General features: G+C 71.8%; 15 protein-coding genes. 4 read left to right on the forward strand and 11 right to left on the reverse strand.

Features of this window, described 5'->3' with window-relative positions; all coding sequences use genetic code 11:
* Positions 1-115: 115 nt before the first annotated feature.
* The 6 genes from ABDZ66_RS01695 to ABDZ66_RS01720 form a co-directional block, all read right to left on the reverse strand.
* Positions 116-2500, reverse strand: a complete 2385-nt coding sequence (locus ABDZ66_RS01695; protein WP_343755350.1) for a transglycosylase domain-containing protein — start codon at positions 2498-2500, stop codon at positions 116-118.
* A gap of 25 nt (positions 2501-2525) precedes the next feature.
* Positions 2526-2912 (reverse strand): response regulator, encoded by a 387-nt coding sequence (locus ABDZ66_RS01700; RefSeq protein ID WP_055362428.1) that lies wholly within the window; start codon positions 2910-2912, stop codon positions 2526-2528.
* A gap of 85 nt (positions 2913-2997) precedes the next feature.
* Positions 2998-4086, reverse strand: coding sequence for a GGDEF domain-containing protein (locus ABDZ66_RS01705; protein WP_343755356.1), 1089 nt, complete (start codon positions 4084-4086; stop codon positions 2998-3000).
* Between the two features lie 205 nt (positions 4087-4291).
* On the reverse strand, positions 4292-4918 hold the full coding sequence (locus tag ABDZ66_RS01710; protein WP_343755358.1) for a thymidine kinase: 627 nt from the start codon (positions 4916-4918) through the stop codon (positions 4292-4294).
* Between the two features lie 93 nt (positions 4919-5011).
* Positions 5012-5230 carry a 50S ribosomal protein L31 gene (gene rpmE / locus ABDZ66_RS01715; protein WP_343755360.1) on the reverse strand — a complete coding sequence of 73 codons (219 nt, stop codon included), beginning with the start codon at positions 5228-5230 and terminating at the stop codon, positions 5012-5014.
* A 125-nt stretch (positions 5231-5355) separates the two neighbouring features.
* A complete protein-coding gene (locus tag ABDZ66_RS01720; protein ID WP_343755362.1) occupies positions 5356-6417 on the reverse strand; it encodes an ADP-ribosylglycohydrolase family protein in 1062 nt (353 codons plus the stop codon).
* A gap of 113 nt (positions 6418-6530) precedes the next feature.
* Here ABDZ66_RS01720 and ABDZ66_RS01725 point away from each other — a divergent pair, with 113 nt between their 5' ends.
* Both ABDZ66_RS01725 and ABDZ66_RS01730 read left to right on the forward strand, forming a co-directional pair.
* Positions 6531-7052 (forward strand): DUF4388 domain-containing protein, encoded by a 522-nt coding sequence (locus ABDZ66_RS01725; RefSeq protein ID WP_343755364.1) that lies wholly within the window; start codon positions 6531-6533, stop codon positions 7050-7052.
* A 71-nt stretch (positions 7053-7123) separates the two neighbouring features.
* A complete protein-coding gene (locus tag ABDZ66_RS01730) occupies positions 7124-7903 on the forward strand; it encodes a hypothetical protein (RefSeq protein WP_343755366.1) in 780 nt (259 codons plus the stop codon).
* Between the two features lie 3 nt (positions 7904-7906).
* On the opposite strand, the gene ABDZ66_RS01735 is transcribed toward ABDZ66_RS01730, so the two are convergent.
* Positions 7907-8470 (reverse strand): hypothetical protein, encoded by a 564-nt coding sequence (locus ABDZ66_RS01735; RefSeq protein ID WP_343755368.1) that lies wholly within the window; start codon positions 8468-8470, stop codon positions 7907-7909.
* A gap of 406 nt (positions 8471-8876) precedes the next feature.
* Here ABDZ66_RS01735 and ABDZ66_RS01740 point away from each other — a divergent pair, with 406 nt between their 5' ends.
* Together ABDZ66_RS01740 and ABDZ66_RS01745 are read left to right on the forward strand one after the other, a co-directional pair.
* Entirely contained in the window at positions 8877-9395 is a 519-nt protein-coding gene (locus ABDZ66_RS01740; protein WP_343755370.1) for an NUDIX hydrolase, read from the forward strand.
* 57 nt (positions 9396-9452) lie between these two features.
* The gene (locus ABDZ66_RS01745) at positions 9453-12263 is read left to right on the forward strand and encodes a valine--tRNA ligase (RefSeq protein WP_343755372.1); all 2811 of its coding nucleotides are present in this window, start codon (positions 9453-9455) and stop codon (positions 12261-12263) included.
* Positions 12264-12342: 79 nt separating this feature from the next.
* Here ABDZ66_RS01745 and ABDZ66_RS01750 read toward each other — a convergent pair whose 3' ends face one another.
* The 4 genes from ABDZ66_RS01750 to ABDZ66_RS01765 form a co-directional block, all read right to left on the reverse strand.
* A complete protein-coding gene (locus tag ABDZ66_RS01750; protein WP_343755374.1) occupies positions 12343-13476 on the reverse strand; it encodes a cysteine desulfurase family protein in 1134 nt (377 codons plus the stop codon).
* Positions 13477-13499: 23 nt separating this feature from the next.
* Positions 13500-15140: a PASTA domain-containing protein gene (locus ABDZ66_RS01755; protein ID WP_343755376.1), complete on the reverse strand. Its 1641-nt coding sequence runs from the start codon at positions 15138-15140 to the stop codon at positions 13500-13502.
* A gap of 70 nt (positions 15141-15210) precedes the next feature.
* Entirely contained in the window at positions 15211-15507 is a 297-nt protein-coding gene (locus ABDZ66_RS01760; RefSeq protein WP_343755378.1) for an AzlD domain-containing protein, read from the reverse strand.
* Positions 15504-16247 (reverse strand): AzlC family ABC transporter permease, encoded by a 744-nt coding sequence (locus ABDZ66_RS01765; protein ID WP_343755380.1) that lies wholly within the window; start codon positions 16245-16247, stop codon positions 15504-15506. The genes ABDZ66_RS01760 and ABDZ66_RS01765 overlap by 4 nt, the downstream gene beginning before the upstream one ends.
* Between the last annotated feature and the right edge of the window lie 22 nt (positions 16248-16269).

Raw genomic sequence — 16269 nt, forward strand, 5'->3', positions numbered from 1 at the left:
CCCCCCGCGTGACGCCCGCATGAGGACCCGCCCGGCGGCAACGAGGAACCCCCGGTCAGGGGCCGGGGGTCGGACAGGGTGAAGGTCAGGGCGGGGCCGGCGTCGGCGCGGCCGGTCAGGGCGGGGTGGGTGCGGGTGAACCCGGCGTCGCAGCCGGCGCGGCCTGCGGCGCGCCACCCTGACTCCTGGCGGCCTTCAGGGCCGCCGGGTCGGCCTGCTCGTCCTTCAGCGGGGTGGGGGAGGGATCCGGCGCGTAGGCGGGCAGCGCCTCGATCTCCACGCGGCGTTCCACGATGTTCTCGGGCGGCGTGAACTCGGTCGCCAGGCGGTTGGTGACGCGGTCGAGGCTGACCATCACGGTGCGGGCATCGCTGCTGCCCGGCGTGTAGTCCGACTCGCGGTACTGCACGGGGGGCGGCGCGTCCGCCTGCAGGTCCGTGTTCGCCGCGTCACGGTAGCGGGGGTCCAGGACGGCCATTTTCACGCCCGGCAGGAACTGCTGGTCCGGGGCGTCCACGTACTGGATGCCCGGCGGCTCACTGAACTGGCGCAGCGGCTGCCCGGCGTGCGCGAGTTCCATCATGCGCCGCCAGATCGGCGCGTTCACGTACCCCGAGTAGTAGTAGATGGGCATCTCGCCGCCCTGCTGCCGGCCCACCCACACGGACCCGGTGTACAGCGGGGTGGTGCCCACGAACCAGAAGTCCTTCGGGCCGTTACTCGTGCCGGTCTTGCCGCCGACCGGCCAGTCACCGAATCTGGCGCGGCTGGCCAGACCGCCCTGACGTTCGCTCAGGTCGTTCACGACGCCGCGGATCATGTCCAGGCCCAGCCACGCCACCTGCGGCGTCCAGACCCGCGCCGGACGCAGCGCCTCGCTGCTGGCGTCGTACAGGATCTCGCCGCGCGCGGTCGTGACCTTGCTGAGGTACCGGGGCGCGCGGTACAGGCCGCCGTTCACGAACGGGGCGTACGCGGCCGCCATCTTGACCGGCGTGGTCTCCACGGCGCCCAGCGCGGCGGCCAGGCCGGTGCCGTCGTTCGTCTGCAGGCCCAGCTCGCGGATCTTCCCGAAGAAGGTCTGCAGGCCGATCCGGTCGGCCAGGCGCACCGTCACGAGGTTCAGGGAGCGGTCCAGGGCCTCGCGGATGGTCATGTCGCGGTAGGTGGTGGCACCCTCGAAGTTCTGCGGGGCGTACACGCCGTTACGGCAACCGGTACACGGGAAGCTGATCGGGCGGTCCTCCTCCCGGTGAGACTGGTCCAGGCCGGTGGACAGCGCCGTGGTGTACAGCAGCGGCTTGATGGTCGATCCGATCTGCCGCTGCCCCTGGGCGGCGTTGTTCCACGCGGCCGGCGGTTCGCTGCCCCGCAGTTTCTGCCCGATCATGCCCAGCACCTCGCCGGTGTACGGGTCCAGGATGGTGGCGGCCAGGGTGGCGCCGGGCGGCAGGCCGCTGGCCTCGCGGCTGGCGGTTTCCACGGCGTTCTGCACGCGGGGATCCAGGGTGGTGTACACGCGCAGCCCGCCGGAACCGTAGACCTTCTCCCGCCCGAAGCGGCGGATCAGTTCGTTCTCGACCTGCCCCATGAAGTGCGGCGCGCGGGTGGTGGTGACGGCCTTGAGTTCCTTCTGCGTGCGGTCGACCAGCTGCGCGGACCGGACGTTCCCGGCCGCGTCGTAGGTGACCTTCCAGCCGCGCGGCTGCAGGTTCTCCTTCCAGGCGGCGTCCATCTGCGCCTGCGTGATCCAGCGGTCCTCGACCATGCGGGTCAGCAGCACGCGCATCAGCGGGCGCATCGCCTGGTAGTTGAAGTACCGCCCGGCGCTGGGGACCAGGACCGTCAGGTACGCACTCTGCGCCAGCGTCAGGTTCTTCGGGGTGGTCCGGAAGTACGCCTGCGCCGCCGAGTAGATGCCGTACAGCTCGACCGGGCCGCCGTCGCCCCAGTAGATGGCGTTCAGGTAGTTCTGGAGGATCTCTTCCTTGGTGAAGGACCGCTCGACCTGCACGCTCAGGATCCACTCCTTGAACTTGCGGTCCGGGGCGCGCGACTGCTGGTACTCCTCGAGCAGCAGCGTGTTCTTGATCAGCTGGTTGGTCAGGGTGCTGCCGCCCTGCACGGAATCCCCGCGCGCGATCCGCTGGAACTGCCGGCCCAGCCCGTAGGGGTCCAGCCCGTAGTGCTCGAAGAACCGGCGGTCCTCGTTACTCACGAGCGCCGCGACCATGAACGGACTGATCTCGTTGAGGTTCACGATGGTCCGGCTGATCGCCTGATCTCCCACCTTGGGAATCAGACTGCCGAGCGGCGTGTTGTCACGCGCGTAGATTTTCGTCTCGGCCCCCAGGGACCGGGTCAGGTTGTCCAGTTCGCGGTAGTCCGGCAGTTCCCGGCCCCACTTGATCGCGAAGGTCGCCGCGACCCCCAGCCCGGCCACCAGCGCGGCCAGCAGGAACGACGTCAGGAATTTCAGGAAACGGCCGATGAAGATCATGCGGGCCCCGGTCGTGCGGCGCGCCTCAACGGCGGCGCGCCTCGATGAGCTGGTTCACGCGGCCGCGCAGGTTCTTGCCGGACAGCGGCTTGTACACGATGTCGTCCGCGCCGACCAGTTTCGCGTGATCGCGGGTCTGGTCGTCGTCGAACCCGGTGAGCAGCAGCACCGGGGTGTCCCGCAGCCGCTTGATGCGCTTGACGCGCGAGCAGATCTCGAATCCGTCCATGTGCGGCATCTTCACGTCCAGCAGCATCGCGTCCGGAGTGTGTTCACGCAGGTAATCCAGCGCCGACTTGCCATCAGAAACAGCCACGATATCGTGCCCGTCCGCCGACAGAATGACCTCCAGCATGGTCCGGATGGCCGGTTCGTCGTCTGCGACGAGAATGGTATACGCCATGCGGCCCATGATAGTGCAGCGGCCCGCAAAAATCCCACACGCCCCCGCCGGGACTGGCCGGGCCGGCTGCCGCCGCGCCGCGCCCCAAAGTCCTTCAGCCGATCTGGGTGCGCCGCAGGTCCGCAAGGTGAATGTCGTTGCGGCCCTGCTCCTTGACGGTGTACATCGCCGTGTCGGCCCGGCCCAGCACCCGCTCCGGGTCCTCGCCGGCCGTGGCGGTCGCCACGCCGAAACACGCCGTGACCCCGCTGACCTTCCCGTGCCGCTGGTGGCGCAGCTCCAGCCGCAGGGCGTCCAGCATGGCACGCACCTGCCGGTCGCGCTGTTCCGGCAGGATCAGCAGGAATTCCTCGCCGCCCCAGCGGGTCGCCAGTCCGCCCGGCGGCAGATGACTGAGCGCCGCCTGCGCCACGCCCTTGAGGACCAGGTCGCCGGCCGCGTGCCCGTGCATGTCGTTCACGCGCTTGAAGTGATCGAGGTCGAACATCACCAGGGTGTAGGTCTGCTGCGCCCGCGTGAGTTCCGCCAGCCGCTCCTCCGCCGCCCGGCGGTTCCCGATGCCGGTCAGGGTGTCGGTGTGCGCCGCCGCGTGAGACGCGAGCAGCTGCATGCGGTGAACGCCCAGCGTGGCCTGCATGACCGTCATGACCGTCCCCATCAGCAGGAACTGCACCGACGCGCCGGTCAGGTGCGTGCGGGTCAGCGGGGACACCGTGAACCCCAGGTGGTACGCGCAGATGGCGGCCGACAGCGCCAGCAGCCCCGATGCCAGGTACGTCGCCTGCCGCGGCGGGAACACCAGGAACGCGGCCGCGTACAGCACCGCGAACCAGTAGGTGTTCTCCATCAGCGTCCAGGAGGTGCGCGGCATCACGTTGAACTGGTGGTTCAGGGCCAGCAGCACGTACGCGGCCGCGCCCACGAAGGCCCCGGTCACGGCCGTCTGCAGCGTGATGCGCTGCGCCGAGAGCAGCAGTTGCAGCGCCACCATGTTCATGGCGAGCAGCGGCAGCGCCCAGCGGTCCAGCGGGTCGAGCGCCGGGAACTGCGCCAGCAGCGCCGCCCCGCAGGCCGCGCAGGCCAGCCACACCAGCAGCGTGAACATGCGGCGCTGCCCGGCGTGCCAGGAGGCCGGTTCGGACAGCACTTCGGGAACGGGACGGAAGAGACGCAGGATACGCAAGGTAACTCCGTGTTGGTGGGGGAAACGTGGGCGCGGCGCGGGTCCAGGTGCGGCGGGCCGGGTTCACGCGGCAGGCTGGCAGCGCGAGACGCAGCCCGGAAGGGAGCGGCACGCAAGCGGTGCGGGGCCGCGAACTGCGAACGGACGAGGGGAGTCTACAACTTCGCGGCGCGGCGCACCCCGGTCCGGCCCTCCCCGGAGCGGTTCAGGAACCGGGGGCCGGCGGCCGGACCTCGTGATGCACCCGGCAGCGCGCCTCGTAGCTCTCCAGGGCCCCCACCAGGACCACCGGGTCGTCGGCGCGGGCGGGTTCCCCGCCGATCAGCCGCTGCGAGCGGGTGGCGGGCGCACCGCACACCGTGCAGATGGCCGTCAGCTTCTCCACGCTCTCGGCGCGGGCCAGCAGGTCCGGCATGAACCCGAACGGCTCGGCCCGGAAGTCCAGGTCCAGGCCGGCCAGGATCACGCGCACGCCGGCGTCGGCGAGTTCCAGCACCAGCGGCACCAGGGCCGGGTCCAGGAACTGCACCTCGTCGATCCCGACCACGTCCGGCAGGTCGGCCGCGCCGGCACTCAGCAGCGCGCCCTCGCCGCTCAGGTGCGCGCGGATCTCGGCGGCGCCGCGCACCGGCACGGCCTCCAGGCTGCGTCCGGCGTGGCTGGCGACGGCCGCGCTGTGATACCGGTCGTCCAGGGCGGGCTTGAACACCTGCACGTTCTGCCGGGCGATCACCGCGCGGGTCAGGCGGCGGATGAGTTCCTCGCTCTTGCCGCTGAACATCGGGCCGACGATGACCTCCAGGTGACCGCCGTGGTAGGGGGACTTCAACACACGCGCGAGCATACCGCATGGGGTCGCGGCGCCGGCAGCAGGGCAGAAAGAACCCCCCGTTCACGCGGAACGGGGGGCGCACAGGGCAGGGTCTTACTTCTTCTTGTTGCGGTAGCTGTCGCCGAAGCGCTTGTTGAACTTGTCGACGCGGCCCTCGGTGTCGACGAAACGCTCCTCGCCGGTCCAGAAGGGGTGCACGCCGCTCCAGACGTCCACGTGGATCTCGGGCTTGGTGCTCAGGGTCTCCATGACGACCTTGCCCTGGTAGATGATCTTGGTGGGAACGGCTTTCGGGTGGATGTCTTTCTTCATATGCGCCTCCTCCGCCACGTCTGCCACCACCGGGGTGGGTGTGCGTAGCGGGCAACCCTGGCAGTATACACGCCGGCAAGCGGCCTGAACAGTGGCGCGGTCTGCCCCGGGCGGCGGGCCACCGTTCAGGGAACGGCCGGCACCAGCGGCGGCAGGTGGTCCGCGCAGGCCCACGCGCGCTGCCAGCCGGGCCAGGAGTGCCCCAGCCGCAGGGGTGGGCGCAGGGCTGCCGGGACCGTCAGGCCGCGCGCCCCGATCAGCGCGCCCACCACGCAGGCGACCGTGTCGCTGTCGTCCCCCAGCAGCGCCGCGGGTTCCACGCAGGCCAGCCAGTTCGCGCCCCGCGCGTGGACGAGCGCGGCCTCCAGCGTGTCCAGCACGAACCCGCTCTGCGCCGTCAGGTGCCCGTCCAGGGCCCGCCGGACCCGGGCGCGGACCAGCGCCCGCGCCTCCCGGTCCCGCTCGCGGAAGGCGCGGTGCGCCGCCTGCGTCTCCAGGCCCAGCACGCCGGCGTCCACCAGCGCGGCGCGGCTGTCGAGGGTGTCCGTGACCCGCAGGGCCGCGGCCGCCGCGTCCGGCAGGGCCGCCCCGGCCGCGAGCGCCTCCAGGCAGCCGGTCAGGAACACCGAGGCGTGCACGCAGCGCGGGTCGGCGTGCGTGAGGGCCGTCACGACCGCCGCTTCCGCCGCGAGCGCCTCGCCCCGGAAGCCGGCGATCCACACGGCGGCGACGCGCATCAGACCGCCGTTCCCGGCCCCGTCCAGTCCGCCCTGCTGCCAGGCCAGGGCCCCCCCGTCCAGCCGCGCCGGGTCGCTTGCCGTCACGCGCAGGGCGCTGCGGGTCAGGCTGCCCACGTCCGGCGGCGCGGCCGTCAACCAGTCACGCAGGCCCGCCAGGACCGCCCGGTGACGCGCGCCGGCCGTGGCGCCCGGCCCGGCCGCCCGGTAGCCCAGCAGGGTCGCGGCGACCATCTGACTGTCGTCGGTCGCCTCGCCCGGCGCGAACCCGAACACGCTGCCCGGCTGGTACGTCAGGATCCGCTCCCCGTACTGCGCGTGGATCGCGGCCGGACTCTTGAACTCGGTCGCGGCGCCCAGGGCGTCGGCGGCGCACAGGGACAGCAGGGTCGCCGTTCGGCGGTCGGGGCCAGGCGCGGCCGGCAAGGGCAGGGAATGCGGGTCGGTCATGCCGTGATCCTGACACAGGCCCGCGCGCGCCCCCCGCCCCGGCGGCGGCCACGCACGTCCGCCGGGGGGGAGGGGCGCAGACGCCGGTCAGGCCGCGCTAGACTGGAGCGCATATGGTGCGTGGCGACCTGAACGTGTTCCCCTTCCTGTCCGTGATGCAGATGTTCCTGACCAGCGGACGTTCCGGACGGCTGAGCATCGACCACGTGCGTGGCGGGCAGCTGTGGATCGAGCGGGGCGAGATCATTCACGCCGAGGTGGGCCGCCTGCGGGGTGACGCGGCGCTGCAACTGCTGTCCAGCCTGGACGGCGGCACCTTCACCTTCGAGGCGGAGCAGACGCCCAGCCAGCGCACCCTGAGCCTGCGCCGCGACTCCGCGCTGCGGCGACTGCTCGAGGACAGCGAGGCCTGGACGCCGCTGCTGCGCACCTTCCCCGACTGGACCCAGCGGCTGAGTTTCACCGACCGCTGGAACGAGGCGCAGCCCGTCACGCGCGGCCAGTACCGGATGCTGCACCTGATCTCCGACAGCAGCAGCATCCGCGCGCTGCTGGAACGCGCACCGGAGCCGCCCCGCGCGGCGCTGGACACCCTGCGGCCCTTCCTGCTGGCCGGCCTGATCGAACTGGTCTGACCGCCCGCACGGACCCGGTCCACCACAAGTGACGTCCGGTCAGGCATGATGAGGGCAGCAGCGGAGGACCCATGAGCGCGATCACGCGAACGAACAACCGAGGCACCCCCGAAGGCGACCCCACCAGACGGGACCCCCAGGCGCGCCATGAACAGCGTCAGGACCAGACCGAACGGTCCGGCGCCAGCCTGCCCACCCATCCCAGCTGGCGCTTCCAGGACCGCTTCGAACTGTGGGTCGACTGGCTCGAACGCGATTCCGGCGGGCACTGGAACCCGCACCAGAGCGTCCTGCAACGCAGCTTCCGCACCCGCGAGGACACCCTGCTGCAGGCCGAACGCTTCATCGGCCGCGGGGACTTTCCCATGAACGGCGGCAGCGCCACGCCGGTCACGCTGCTGCGCAACCGCCGCGAGGCCCTGCTGGCGGCCTTCCGTGAGGCCGAGGGAGACGGCGTGACCCTGATCCGCGAGGTGATCTTCCCGGTCGGGGAGTACGCCCTGAGCCTGAAAGTCACCCGCGAACGCCTCGCGGACCCCATCCGCGCCAGTTTCGGCAGCGCCGCCAACCCGCTGCGCAGCCTCGCCGGGCAACCCGTGAAACTCACGGTGCTGATCGAACACCCCTACGACGTACTGGAACGCGCGGGCGGCCTGCTGACCCTGGGTGACCGGGCCGCGCAGGTCGGCGCGCACACCCAGGACTTCGCGGCGGGAACGCCGGTCACGGGCGTCCCGTACCGCCACGCGACCGTCAGCGTGTCACGCGGCCTGCTGAAAAAACCCCTGCTGTACCGCTACGAGGTCATGGAACCCGATCCCGAAGACCCCCCGTCCCCGCCCGGCCCCTGACGGTCAGGCGCGCAGTTCACCCAGCGCCCCCAGCGGCACGCTTCCCCTGTACAGCACGTGCGGCACGTCCATCCACAGGATCAGCGGCGCGCCGACCGGCAGGGCGTGCAGGCGCGCGAGCGTCCCGGCTGGTGGCTCACTGACGGCCCGCAGCGTCCGGGCATCCAGCGGCCGCTCGTCGGCCGGGTCGTGGTCCGGTTTCACCCCACCCGGCCAGGGCCGCGGCAGGTGCACGCAGGCCCGCGCCGGGTCCAGATCGGCCGCGCTGAGCGTCCAGAACCGGACAGGCGGCACCTCGCGCCCGCCGGCCCGCACGGCGTCCAGCAGTGGCCCCGGATGCACCGGGGAGAAGAACAGCACGTCGTTCCACAGACAGGCCAGCCGCTCCACCCGCTCCTGCATCAGGGCCTCGCGGCCCACGTACTTGGCGGCCTCACGGGCATACACGTCCGGATGAAGCTCCCGCAGGACATTCAGGGACAGCAGTGAGTCGCCGCGCACGTCCCGCACCGCCCGGTGGTACAGCGTGAAAGGGCGCAGGGCCTCAGGGTCACTCGATTCCGGCATCGGCCCATCATGCGGCCCAGCTGGCCGGGAGGACCATGCGCCCTCTGGCAGATGCGCCGGCCCCCCCGCCCGCCCTATACTGCGTGGGCAGTGACCGGGAAGAGTACCCGGGGAACGCGCCCACAGGAAGCCCGCCCCGTGACTGAGAGGGCGGCGCGGGAGGCACCCGGCGAACGTCGCCCGCGAGCAGGTCGGCAGAAATCCCCCGCGCCGGGGGAGAGTAGATCCGTCCGGGTGCGCCCGACACAGCGCGACGAGCGCCCCGCCCGCAGCGGGGAACAGCGGTGGTACCGCGGGACGGTCACGTGACGTCTCGTCCGCAGGAGGCCTGTTCAGCAGAGGCCCGGCGGACGGGACGTTTTTCTGATTCCCGCCGCCCCATTCCCACCGGAGGTGCTCTTTTCGCATGGTCACGTTCTACCCAACCCAGCCGGCTGCCCGCGCCGACGCCGCCGTGCGCGGCCTGCGCGAGAAGGTCGTGTGCTTCGTGGTGCGCGGCGAGGCCAGCCCGGAACTGCTGGTGTTCGATCACGTGCCGGACGACAGCGGCGTGCAACTCCCGGCAGGCGGCGTGGAACCCGGCGAGACGCCAGAGCAGGCCGCCGTGCGTGAACTGCGCGAGGAATCCGGCCTGAACCTCACCGGCCCGGAGTTCCTGACCTCCTACCTGTGGGAGGCGCACCTGCCCACCCGGTTCACGCGGCAGGTCTGCCACGCGTTCCTGCTGCGCGCCCCGCACGACCTGCCCCACACCTGGGCGTGCGACGCGGACGGCGAGCGCTTCGCATTCCGCTGGGCCCCGCTGCCCGCCCCCGCGCTGGACTGGGAGATGGACGCCGCCCTGCCGTGGGCGTGCGCGGCCCTGCGTCCCGCTCCCTCCTGCGCCACCCCGGACAGCGCTGAATCTGTCATCCTACCGAATTGACTGCCGACTGGCCCGCTGCCCCTGTTCTGACCGCCCCCGTACCAAGGAGACCCGCGCATGACTGACCACACCCCCGACACCACCCCCGACCTGGACACCACCCCGGATCAGACGCCCGAGAACGACGCCGGTACGCTGGCGAAGGCCTTCGATCCGCAGGCCATCGAGCCCGCCTGGGCCGCCAAGTGGCGCAGCGAACCGTTCCGCGCGGACGCGACGAGCGGCAAGCCGCCCTTCACCATCGTGATCCCGCCGCCCAACGTGACCGGAAACCTGCACCTGGGGCACGCGCTGGACAACACCCTGATCGACACGCTGATCCGCTTCAAGCGCATGGCGGGCTTCGAGGCGCTGTACCTGCCGGGCATGGACCACGCGGGCATCAGCACGCAGGTGGTCGTGGAACGGCAGCTGCGCGATCAGGGCGTGAGCCGTCACGACCTGGGCCGCGAGGAGTTCCTGAAGCGCGTCTGGGACTGGAAGGCCGAGTCCGGCGGGATGATCCTGAACCAGCTCTCGCGCCTGGGCGTCAGCGCCGACTGGACCCGCGAGCGCTTCACCATGGACGAGGGCCTGAGCCGCGCCGTGCGCCATCAGTTCGTGCGGCTGTACCACGACGGCCTCGCGTACCGGGGCGAGCGGATCGTGAACTGGGACGTGGCGGCGCAGACGACCCTCTCGGAACTGGAAATCGACCGCGAGGTCCGCAAGGGCAAGATGACGACCCTGTCCTACAAACTGCGCGACCCGAACGCGGCGGCCAGCAACGGCGAGCCCGGCGAGATCCGCATTGCCACCGTGCGCCCCGAGACGATCTTCGCGGATCAGGCGATCGCCGTTCACCCCAGCGACCCCCGCTTCGCTCATCTGGTCGGGCAGGAGGCCCGCATTCCCCTCACCGACCGCTGGGTGCCGATCATCGCCGACGAGGCGGTCGAGATGGAGTTCGGGGTGGGCGCCCTGAAGATCACGCCCGCGCACGACCCCACCGACTTCGAGGTCGGGGAACGCCACGGTCTGAGCCGGCCCAGCGTGATCGACCTGCACGGCAACCTGACGGGCGACCTCGTGCCCGAAGCCTTCCGGGGCCTGGAACGCTTCGCGGCCCGCAAGGCGGTCGTGAAGGCCCTGACCGAGAGCGGCGACCTGATCGAGGAGAAGGACCACGACACCGCCATCGGCCTCTCGGAACGCACCAAGGTGCCGGTCGAACCGATCATCAGCGAGCAGTGGTACGTGAAGACCCGGCCCTTCGCCGAGCAGGTCCTCGCCGGACTGGAAGGCGGCGACATGACGCTGGTCCCCGACCGTTACGGCAAGGTGAACCGTGACTGGCTGGAGAACATCCGCGACTGGAACATCAGCCGCCAGCTGTGGTGGGGCCACCAGATTCCCGCGTGGTACGACGACCAGGGCAACATCTACGTGCCGGACCCCGAGAACCCCGACCTGGACTGCGATCAGGACCCCCGCTACGCGCACCTGAACCTGCGCCGCGACCCCGACGTGTTCGACACGTGGTTCTCCAGCAACCTCTGGCCGTTCAGCACCCTCGGCTGGCCCGACACGGACAGCGAGGACTTCCGTAAGTTCTACCCCACCCAGGTCCTCGTGACCGGCTACGACATCCTGTTCTTCTGGGTGGCCCGCATGCAGATGGCCGCCTACGGCCTGACCGGCCAGGCCCCCTTCGGCACGGTCATGCTGCACGGCCTGTACCTGGACGCCAAGGGCCAGAAGATGTCCAAGAGCAAGGGCAACGGCATCGACCCCCTGAACCTCTTCGACCAGTACGGCGTGGACGCCAGCCGCTTCGCCTTCGCGTACCTCTCGACCGGCGGGCAGGACATCCGCCACGACCCGCGCCGCTTCGAGCAGGGCCGCAACTTCGCGAACAAACTCTGGAACGCCGCCCGCTTCGCCCTGCTGCGCCTCGGTGAGGCCCTCCCCAACCTCGCCACCAGCGGCGCCGAGGGCGACACCGACCTGATCCGCTACGTGCAGAGCGCCCTGGACGACACCGCAGGCGAACCCGTCCGCAGCCGCGACGCCCTGAGCATGCTGCGCGCCCGGACGGACCTGAGCCTCGCCGACCGCTGGATCCTGTCCCGCCTGAACGCCGTGACCGCCGAGGCGACCGCGCAGCTGAACGCCTTCGACATCGGCGCCGCCACCCGCACGCTGTACTCGTTCACCTGGGACGAATTCTGCGACTGGTACATCGAGGCCGCCAAACCCGCCCTGGCTGAAGGCAAACTGAGCACGCTGGTCACCCTGAAAGCCACGCTGGAACACATCCTGAAGATGCTGCACCCCATCATGCCGTTCATCACCAGCGAACTGTACGCCGCGCTCGGCCACCGCCGCCAGCTGGCCGTGCACACCTGGCCGGAACCCGACGCCGCCCTGCACGACGCCGAAGCCACCCGCGCCTTCGACGCCCTGCGCGCCGCCGTCGCCGCCGCCCGCAACCTCAAGAACGAACTCGGCATGGCCCCCCAGGAACGCCTGAACATGGCCGTCGAGGGCGACCTGGCCCCCACCGTGCTGGAAAACGCCCGCGTGGTCGAGAGCATCGCCCGCGTCACCCTGACCACCCTGGAAGCCCGCACCCTCAGCGCTGTCGAGCAGGGTGTCACCCTGCGCGCCCCGCTGGAAGGCACCGTGGACATCGCCGACTGGCTGGGCAAGCAGAAAAAACGCCTGACCGAACTGGACAAGCAGATCAAGCAGGCGCAGAACAAGCTCGGGAACGAGAGCTTCGTCGCCCGCGCCCCCGCCGAGGTCATCGAGGAAGAGAAACGCCGCGTGACCGACTTCGGCGCGCAGAAAGAGCGGCTCCAGGCCGTGCTGGCGCAGTTCGAGTAATCCCATGAGAGAAAGGCCGGACCCTGCACCGGGGTCCGGCCTTCCTGTCTGTCGGGAGCGGGCGTGCCCTCCCTTCAGGTCAGGCGCGGCTCCAGGCGGCGGCCTGCGCCAGCGCGTGCACGGCGGCGTCCACATCCTGCTCGGTGGTGGCGGCCCCGAAGGAGAAGCGCAGGGTGGCGCGGGCGTCGGCGTCGTTCAGGCCCACGGCGGTCAGGACGTGGCTGGGCTGCATGGTCCCGGCGCTGCACGCGCTGCCGGCGCTGGCGGCCACGCCCAGCATGTCGAGGTTCATCAGCAGGGCCTCGCCGTCCGCGCCGGGCAGGGTGACGCTGGCGACCTTGGGGCTGCCGTGCGGGGCGTGGTTCACGCGCAGGTCCGGGATGGCCCGCGCGCCCGCCTCGAACCGGGCGCGCAGGGCGCTCAGGTGGGCGTGCGTGGTTTCGCGCGTCTGCTCGGCGTGCGTGAGGGCCACGCCGGCCGCGTACACCCCGGCGGTGTCCTGCGTGCCGGGGCGGGTGCCGCCCTCCTGCCCGCCGCCGAGCGTGACGGCGTTCAGGTGCGTGCCGCGCTGCACGTACAGGAAACCCACGCCGCGCGGCCCGCCCCACTTGTGCGCGCTGAACGTGGCGAACGTGACGCCCCAGGCGCCCAGGTCGACCGGCAGGACGCCGGGGGCCTGCACGGCGTCCGTGTGGTACGGCACGCCCCGCGCGGCGGCCAGCGCGGCCAGGGCGGGTGTGTCCTGCACGCTGCCGAGTTCGTTGTTGGCGTGGTGGATGGACACCAGCGCCGTGTCGTCCCGCAGCGCGCCCGCCAGTTCGGCCGGGTCGTACTGCCCGTGCCGGTCGGGGGTCAGGAACGTGACCTGCCAGCCCTGCGCGGCCAGGGCGCGTGCCGGGGCCAGCACCGCCGAGTGCTCGGTGGGCGTGGTGATCAGGTGACCGGGCCGGCCGCGCGCGTCCTGCCACGCGCGGGTCACGCTCAGCAGCACGTGGTTGTCGCCCTCGGTGCCGCCCCCGTTGGCGATCAGGGTGCGCGGGTCGACCCGCAGCGCGGCGGCCACGCGGGCACGCCCTTCCTCCAGGCGTTCGCGGGCGGCCTGCCCGGCGGCGTGCACGCTGGCCGGGTTGCCGGGCAGCGCGGCGGCCTGCGCGTACGCGGCGAGCGCCTCGGGCGTCATGGGGTGCGTGGCGGCGTAGTCGAGGTAGATCATCTCTGGTCAGCGTGTCACGTGGGTCAGGGCGTGACCGTGGCGTAATCCACGCCGTCGCGGCGGATGATGAACACCGCGTCGCCGCGCACGGGAATCGCGCCGGCCGCCCGCTGGTTCGCCAGGGTCGCTGCGGGCGCGGCCGAGCGCACCACCCGTTCACCGTCGGCGTCCCGCACCAGGATGGCGTAGTTTCCGTCCGGCAGGTCACCGGGGAACACGTACTCGAAATTCACGGTGCGGGTCGCCGCGCTGCTGGGCGCAATTTCTGGCGTGACCGGCGCGGGCGCGCTGGTATCCGGCGTGACCGGCGTGCGGTCCGGAACGGCGGGTTCCGGTTCGGGCGGTGTGACCGGCGCTTCCGGCTGGGTCGGGACGGGCGGCACGTAGGCGGGCGGCAGGGGCAGGTTGCCGGCCGGGCGACTGGGCGCACTGTAGCGGGCGGAGGCGACCGTGAGTTTCACGGGGCTGCCGACCGCCACGCGCACGTAGGGGGCGGGTGACTGTTCCAGTACGCTGTTCTCCGGTTTGTCGCTGGGCCGGCGTTCCACGGACGTCACGACCAGCCCGGCGGCGCGGGCGTGTTCGCGCGCCTGCTCGTAGGTCAGGCCGGCGAGGTCTGTCAGCCACGTCTCCTTGCCGCTGACGCCGGTGCTGATCAGCAGCTGCACCGGCTGGCCGCGCTGGGCGCTGGACCCGGCCTCCGGCAGCTGCGCGATCACGCGGCCCTCGGCGGTGTTCGACAGCGTGCCGTCCACCTTCAGGACCTTGCCGATCAGCATGTTGCGGTCCTTCAGCGCGTCGCGCGCCTGATCGAGGTTCATCTCCTCCAGGCGCGGCACCTCGATGGCCGGCGGGTTGTTCACGGTCAGGGTCACGAGGCGACCCATCGGGAGTTTCGTGCCGCCCGCCGGGTCCTGCCGGATGATGCTGCCGATGGCCCGGCCGCCCGCCTGTCCCTGCGTGTACTCCACGCGGAACCCGGCGTCCGTGAGGGCGCGGGCGGCGACCTTGGCTTCCTGCCCGGTGACGCTGACCACGTCCCTGACCGGAGGATTGAGGTAGATGGTGACGGCCTGCGATCCCAGGTACGCCGCGCCGCCCAGCAGCAGCAGGCCCGGCACGAAGGTCAGCCACGCGCCGGGCTCGCGGCGGCGGCGGACCCGGCCCGTCTGCAGGGGCGCGAGCGTCTGGGCGTTGCGGGCCGCGATGTCCTCCGGGGAGCGCGGGGCGGGCAGCGGCGTCAGGTACGCGATCTGGGCGGCGTGATCCTCGATCAGGATCTCGGCGTCCGAGAGGGCGTACCCCTGCTCGGCCAGACGGGCAGCGAGGGTCTGCACGGCGTCCACGGTCTCCTGCGGCCGGACCTTGTGCGCCAGTGCCGCCGCGAGCGGCTGCCCGGTCACGGGTTTCCACACGGCGTAGTAGGCGCCGGGGCGGGCGACCACGTCCGTCAGGCCCGCCGGTTCCAGGGCGCGCAGCGCGGTGCGGTACGCGTGGAAGACCTGCCGGTCGGCGGGTGTGGCCACGGCGAACCACGCCACCCGCCGCGTGACCCCCTCGGCCGCGCGAACCTCCGAGAGGGTCACCATGCCTCCAGCCGAGAGTTCACGAAGAACCTCGTACTTGCCGTCGATGACCCTGACCCTGCCCTCCTGACCCGTCATGCGCTGCCCAGCATAGCGCGGCCGCGTGCGAACGCGCCGCCGCCAGCGGGTGGCCCGCACGCCCCCCGCTTCACAGGCCGGCCGCGCGGGCCACCCAGTACGCCGCGAAGCCCCCCAGGATGCCCGCGGCGAGGTTGCGGCTGCGCCACATCAGCAGCCCGCCGGCCACCGCTCCCACCAGCCGCCGCGCCCACTCGGGGCTGCCCAGCACGTCCGGCACGACCAGCGCCGCGAACACGCTGACCGGCACGAAGCGCAGGAACGCCAGCCAGAACGGCGGCAGGTGCAGGCGGCCCAGGCTGAGACCCAGCAGCCGGGCCGGGTACGTGACCGCCCACATCAGCAGCGTGACCAGCCAGCCGCTCACGTCGCCTTCCCGCGGGCGGCGCGGCGGGTGGTGATCCGCGCGCCCAGCAGCGCCCCGCCCACCCCGGCCAGCAGGATCACCACTCCGCCCGGCAGCACCCGCCCCAGCAGCCACGCGCCCACCCCGGACGCCAGCGCCACCAGCAGCGTCACGCGGCCGTCCAGCAGCGGCACCAGCAGGCCCAGGAACGCCAGCGGGAAGATCACGCCCACCCCCAGCGCCTGCGGGTCCGGCAGCGCGGCGCCCGCCAGCGACCCCAGCAGCGTCGAGGCGTTCCACACGGCGTACAGGCTGAGTTCGGCGCCCAGCAGGAACGCCAGACTCAGGCCGCCCGGATCGCGCGGTCCCGCCACGACCGTGACGCCGTACGCCTCGTCCGTCAGGAACTGCGCTGCCAGCAGACGCTGTCCCCACGGCAGCGGCAGCGTCCGCGACAGGCTCAGGCCGTACAGCACGTGCCGCGCGTTCAGCAGGAACGTGGTGGCCACCAGCGCCAGCGCGCCCGTCAGGGTCGACAGGCCGCCCCCCACGAACTGCCCGGCCGCCGCGAACTGACTGGCCCCGGCGAACACGGTCAGGCTCATCAGTTGCGTCTCCCAGACGCTCAGGCCCCCGGCCCGCGCGGTCACGGCGTACGCCACCGCGAACGGCACCATGCCCGGCCACAGCGGCAGCAGCGCCCGGAACCCCCGCCAGAACGGCGGCCAGAACGCGGAACCAGGGGCGTGGGGGGCCGTCATCGCCGCGCAGTCTGACACAGCG

The sequence above is a fragment of the Deinococcus depolymerans genome, from assembly GCF_039522025.1.
GTDB classification, from domain to species: Bacteria; Deinococcota; Deinococci; order Deinococcales; family Deinococcaceae; genus Deinococcus; species Deinococcus depolymerans.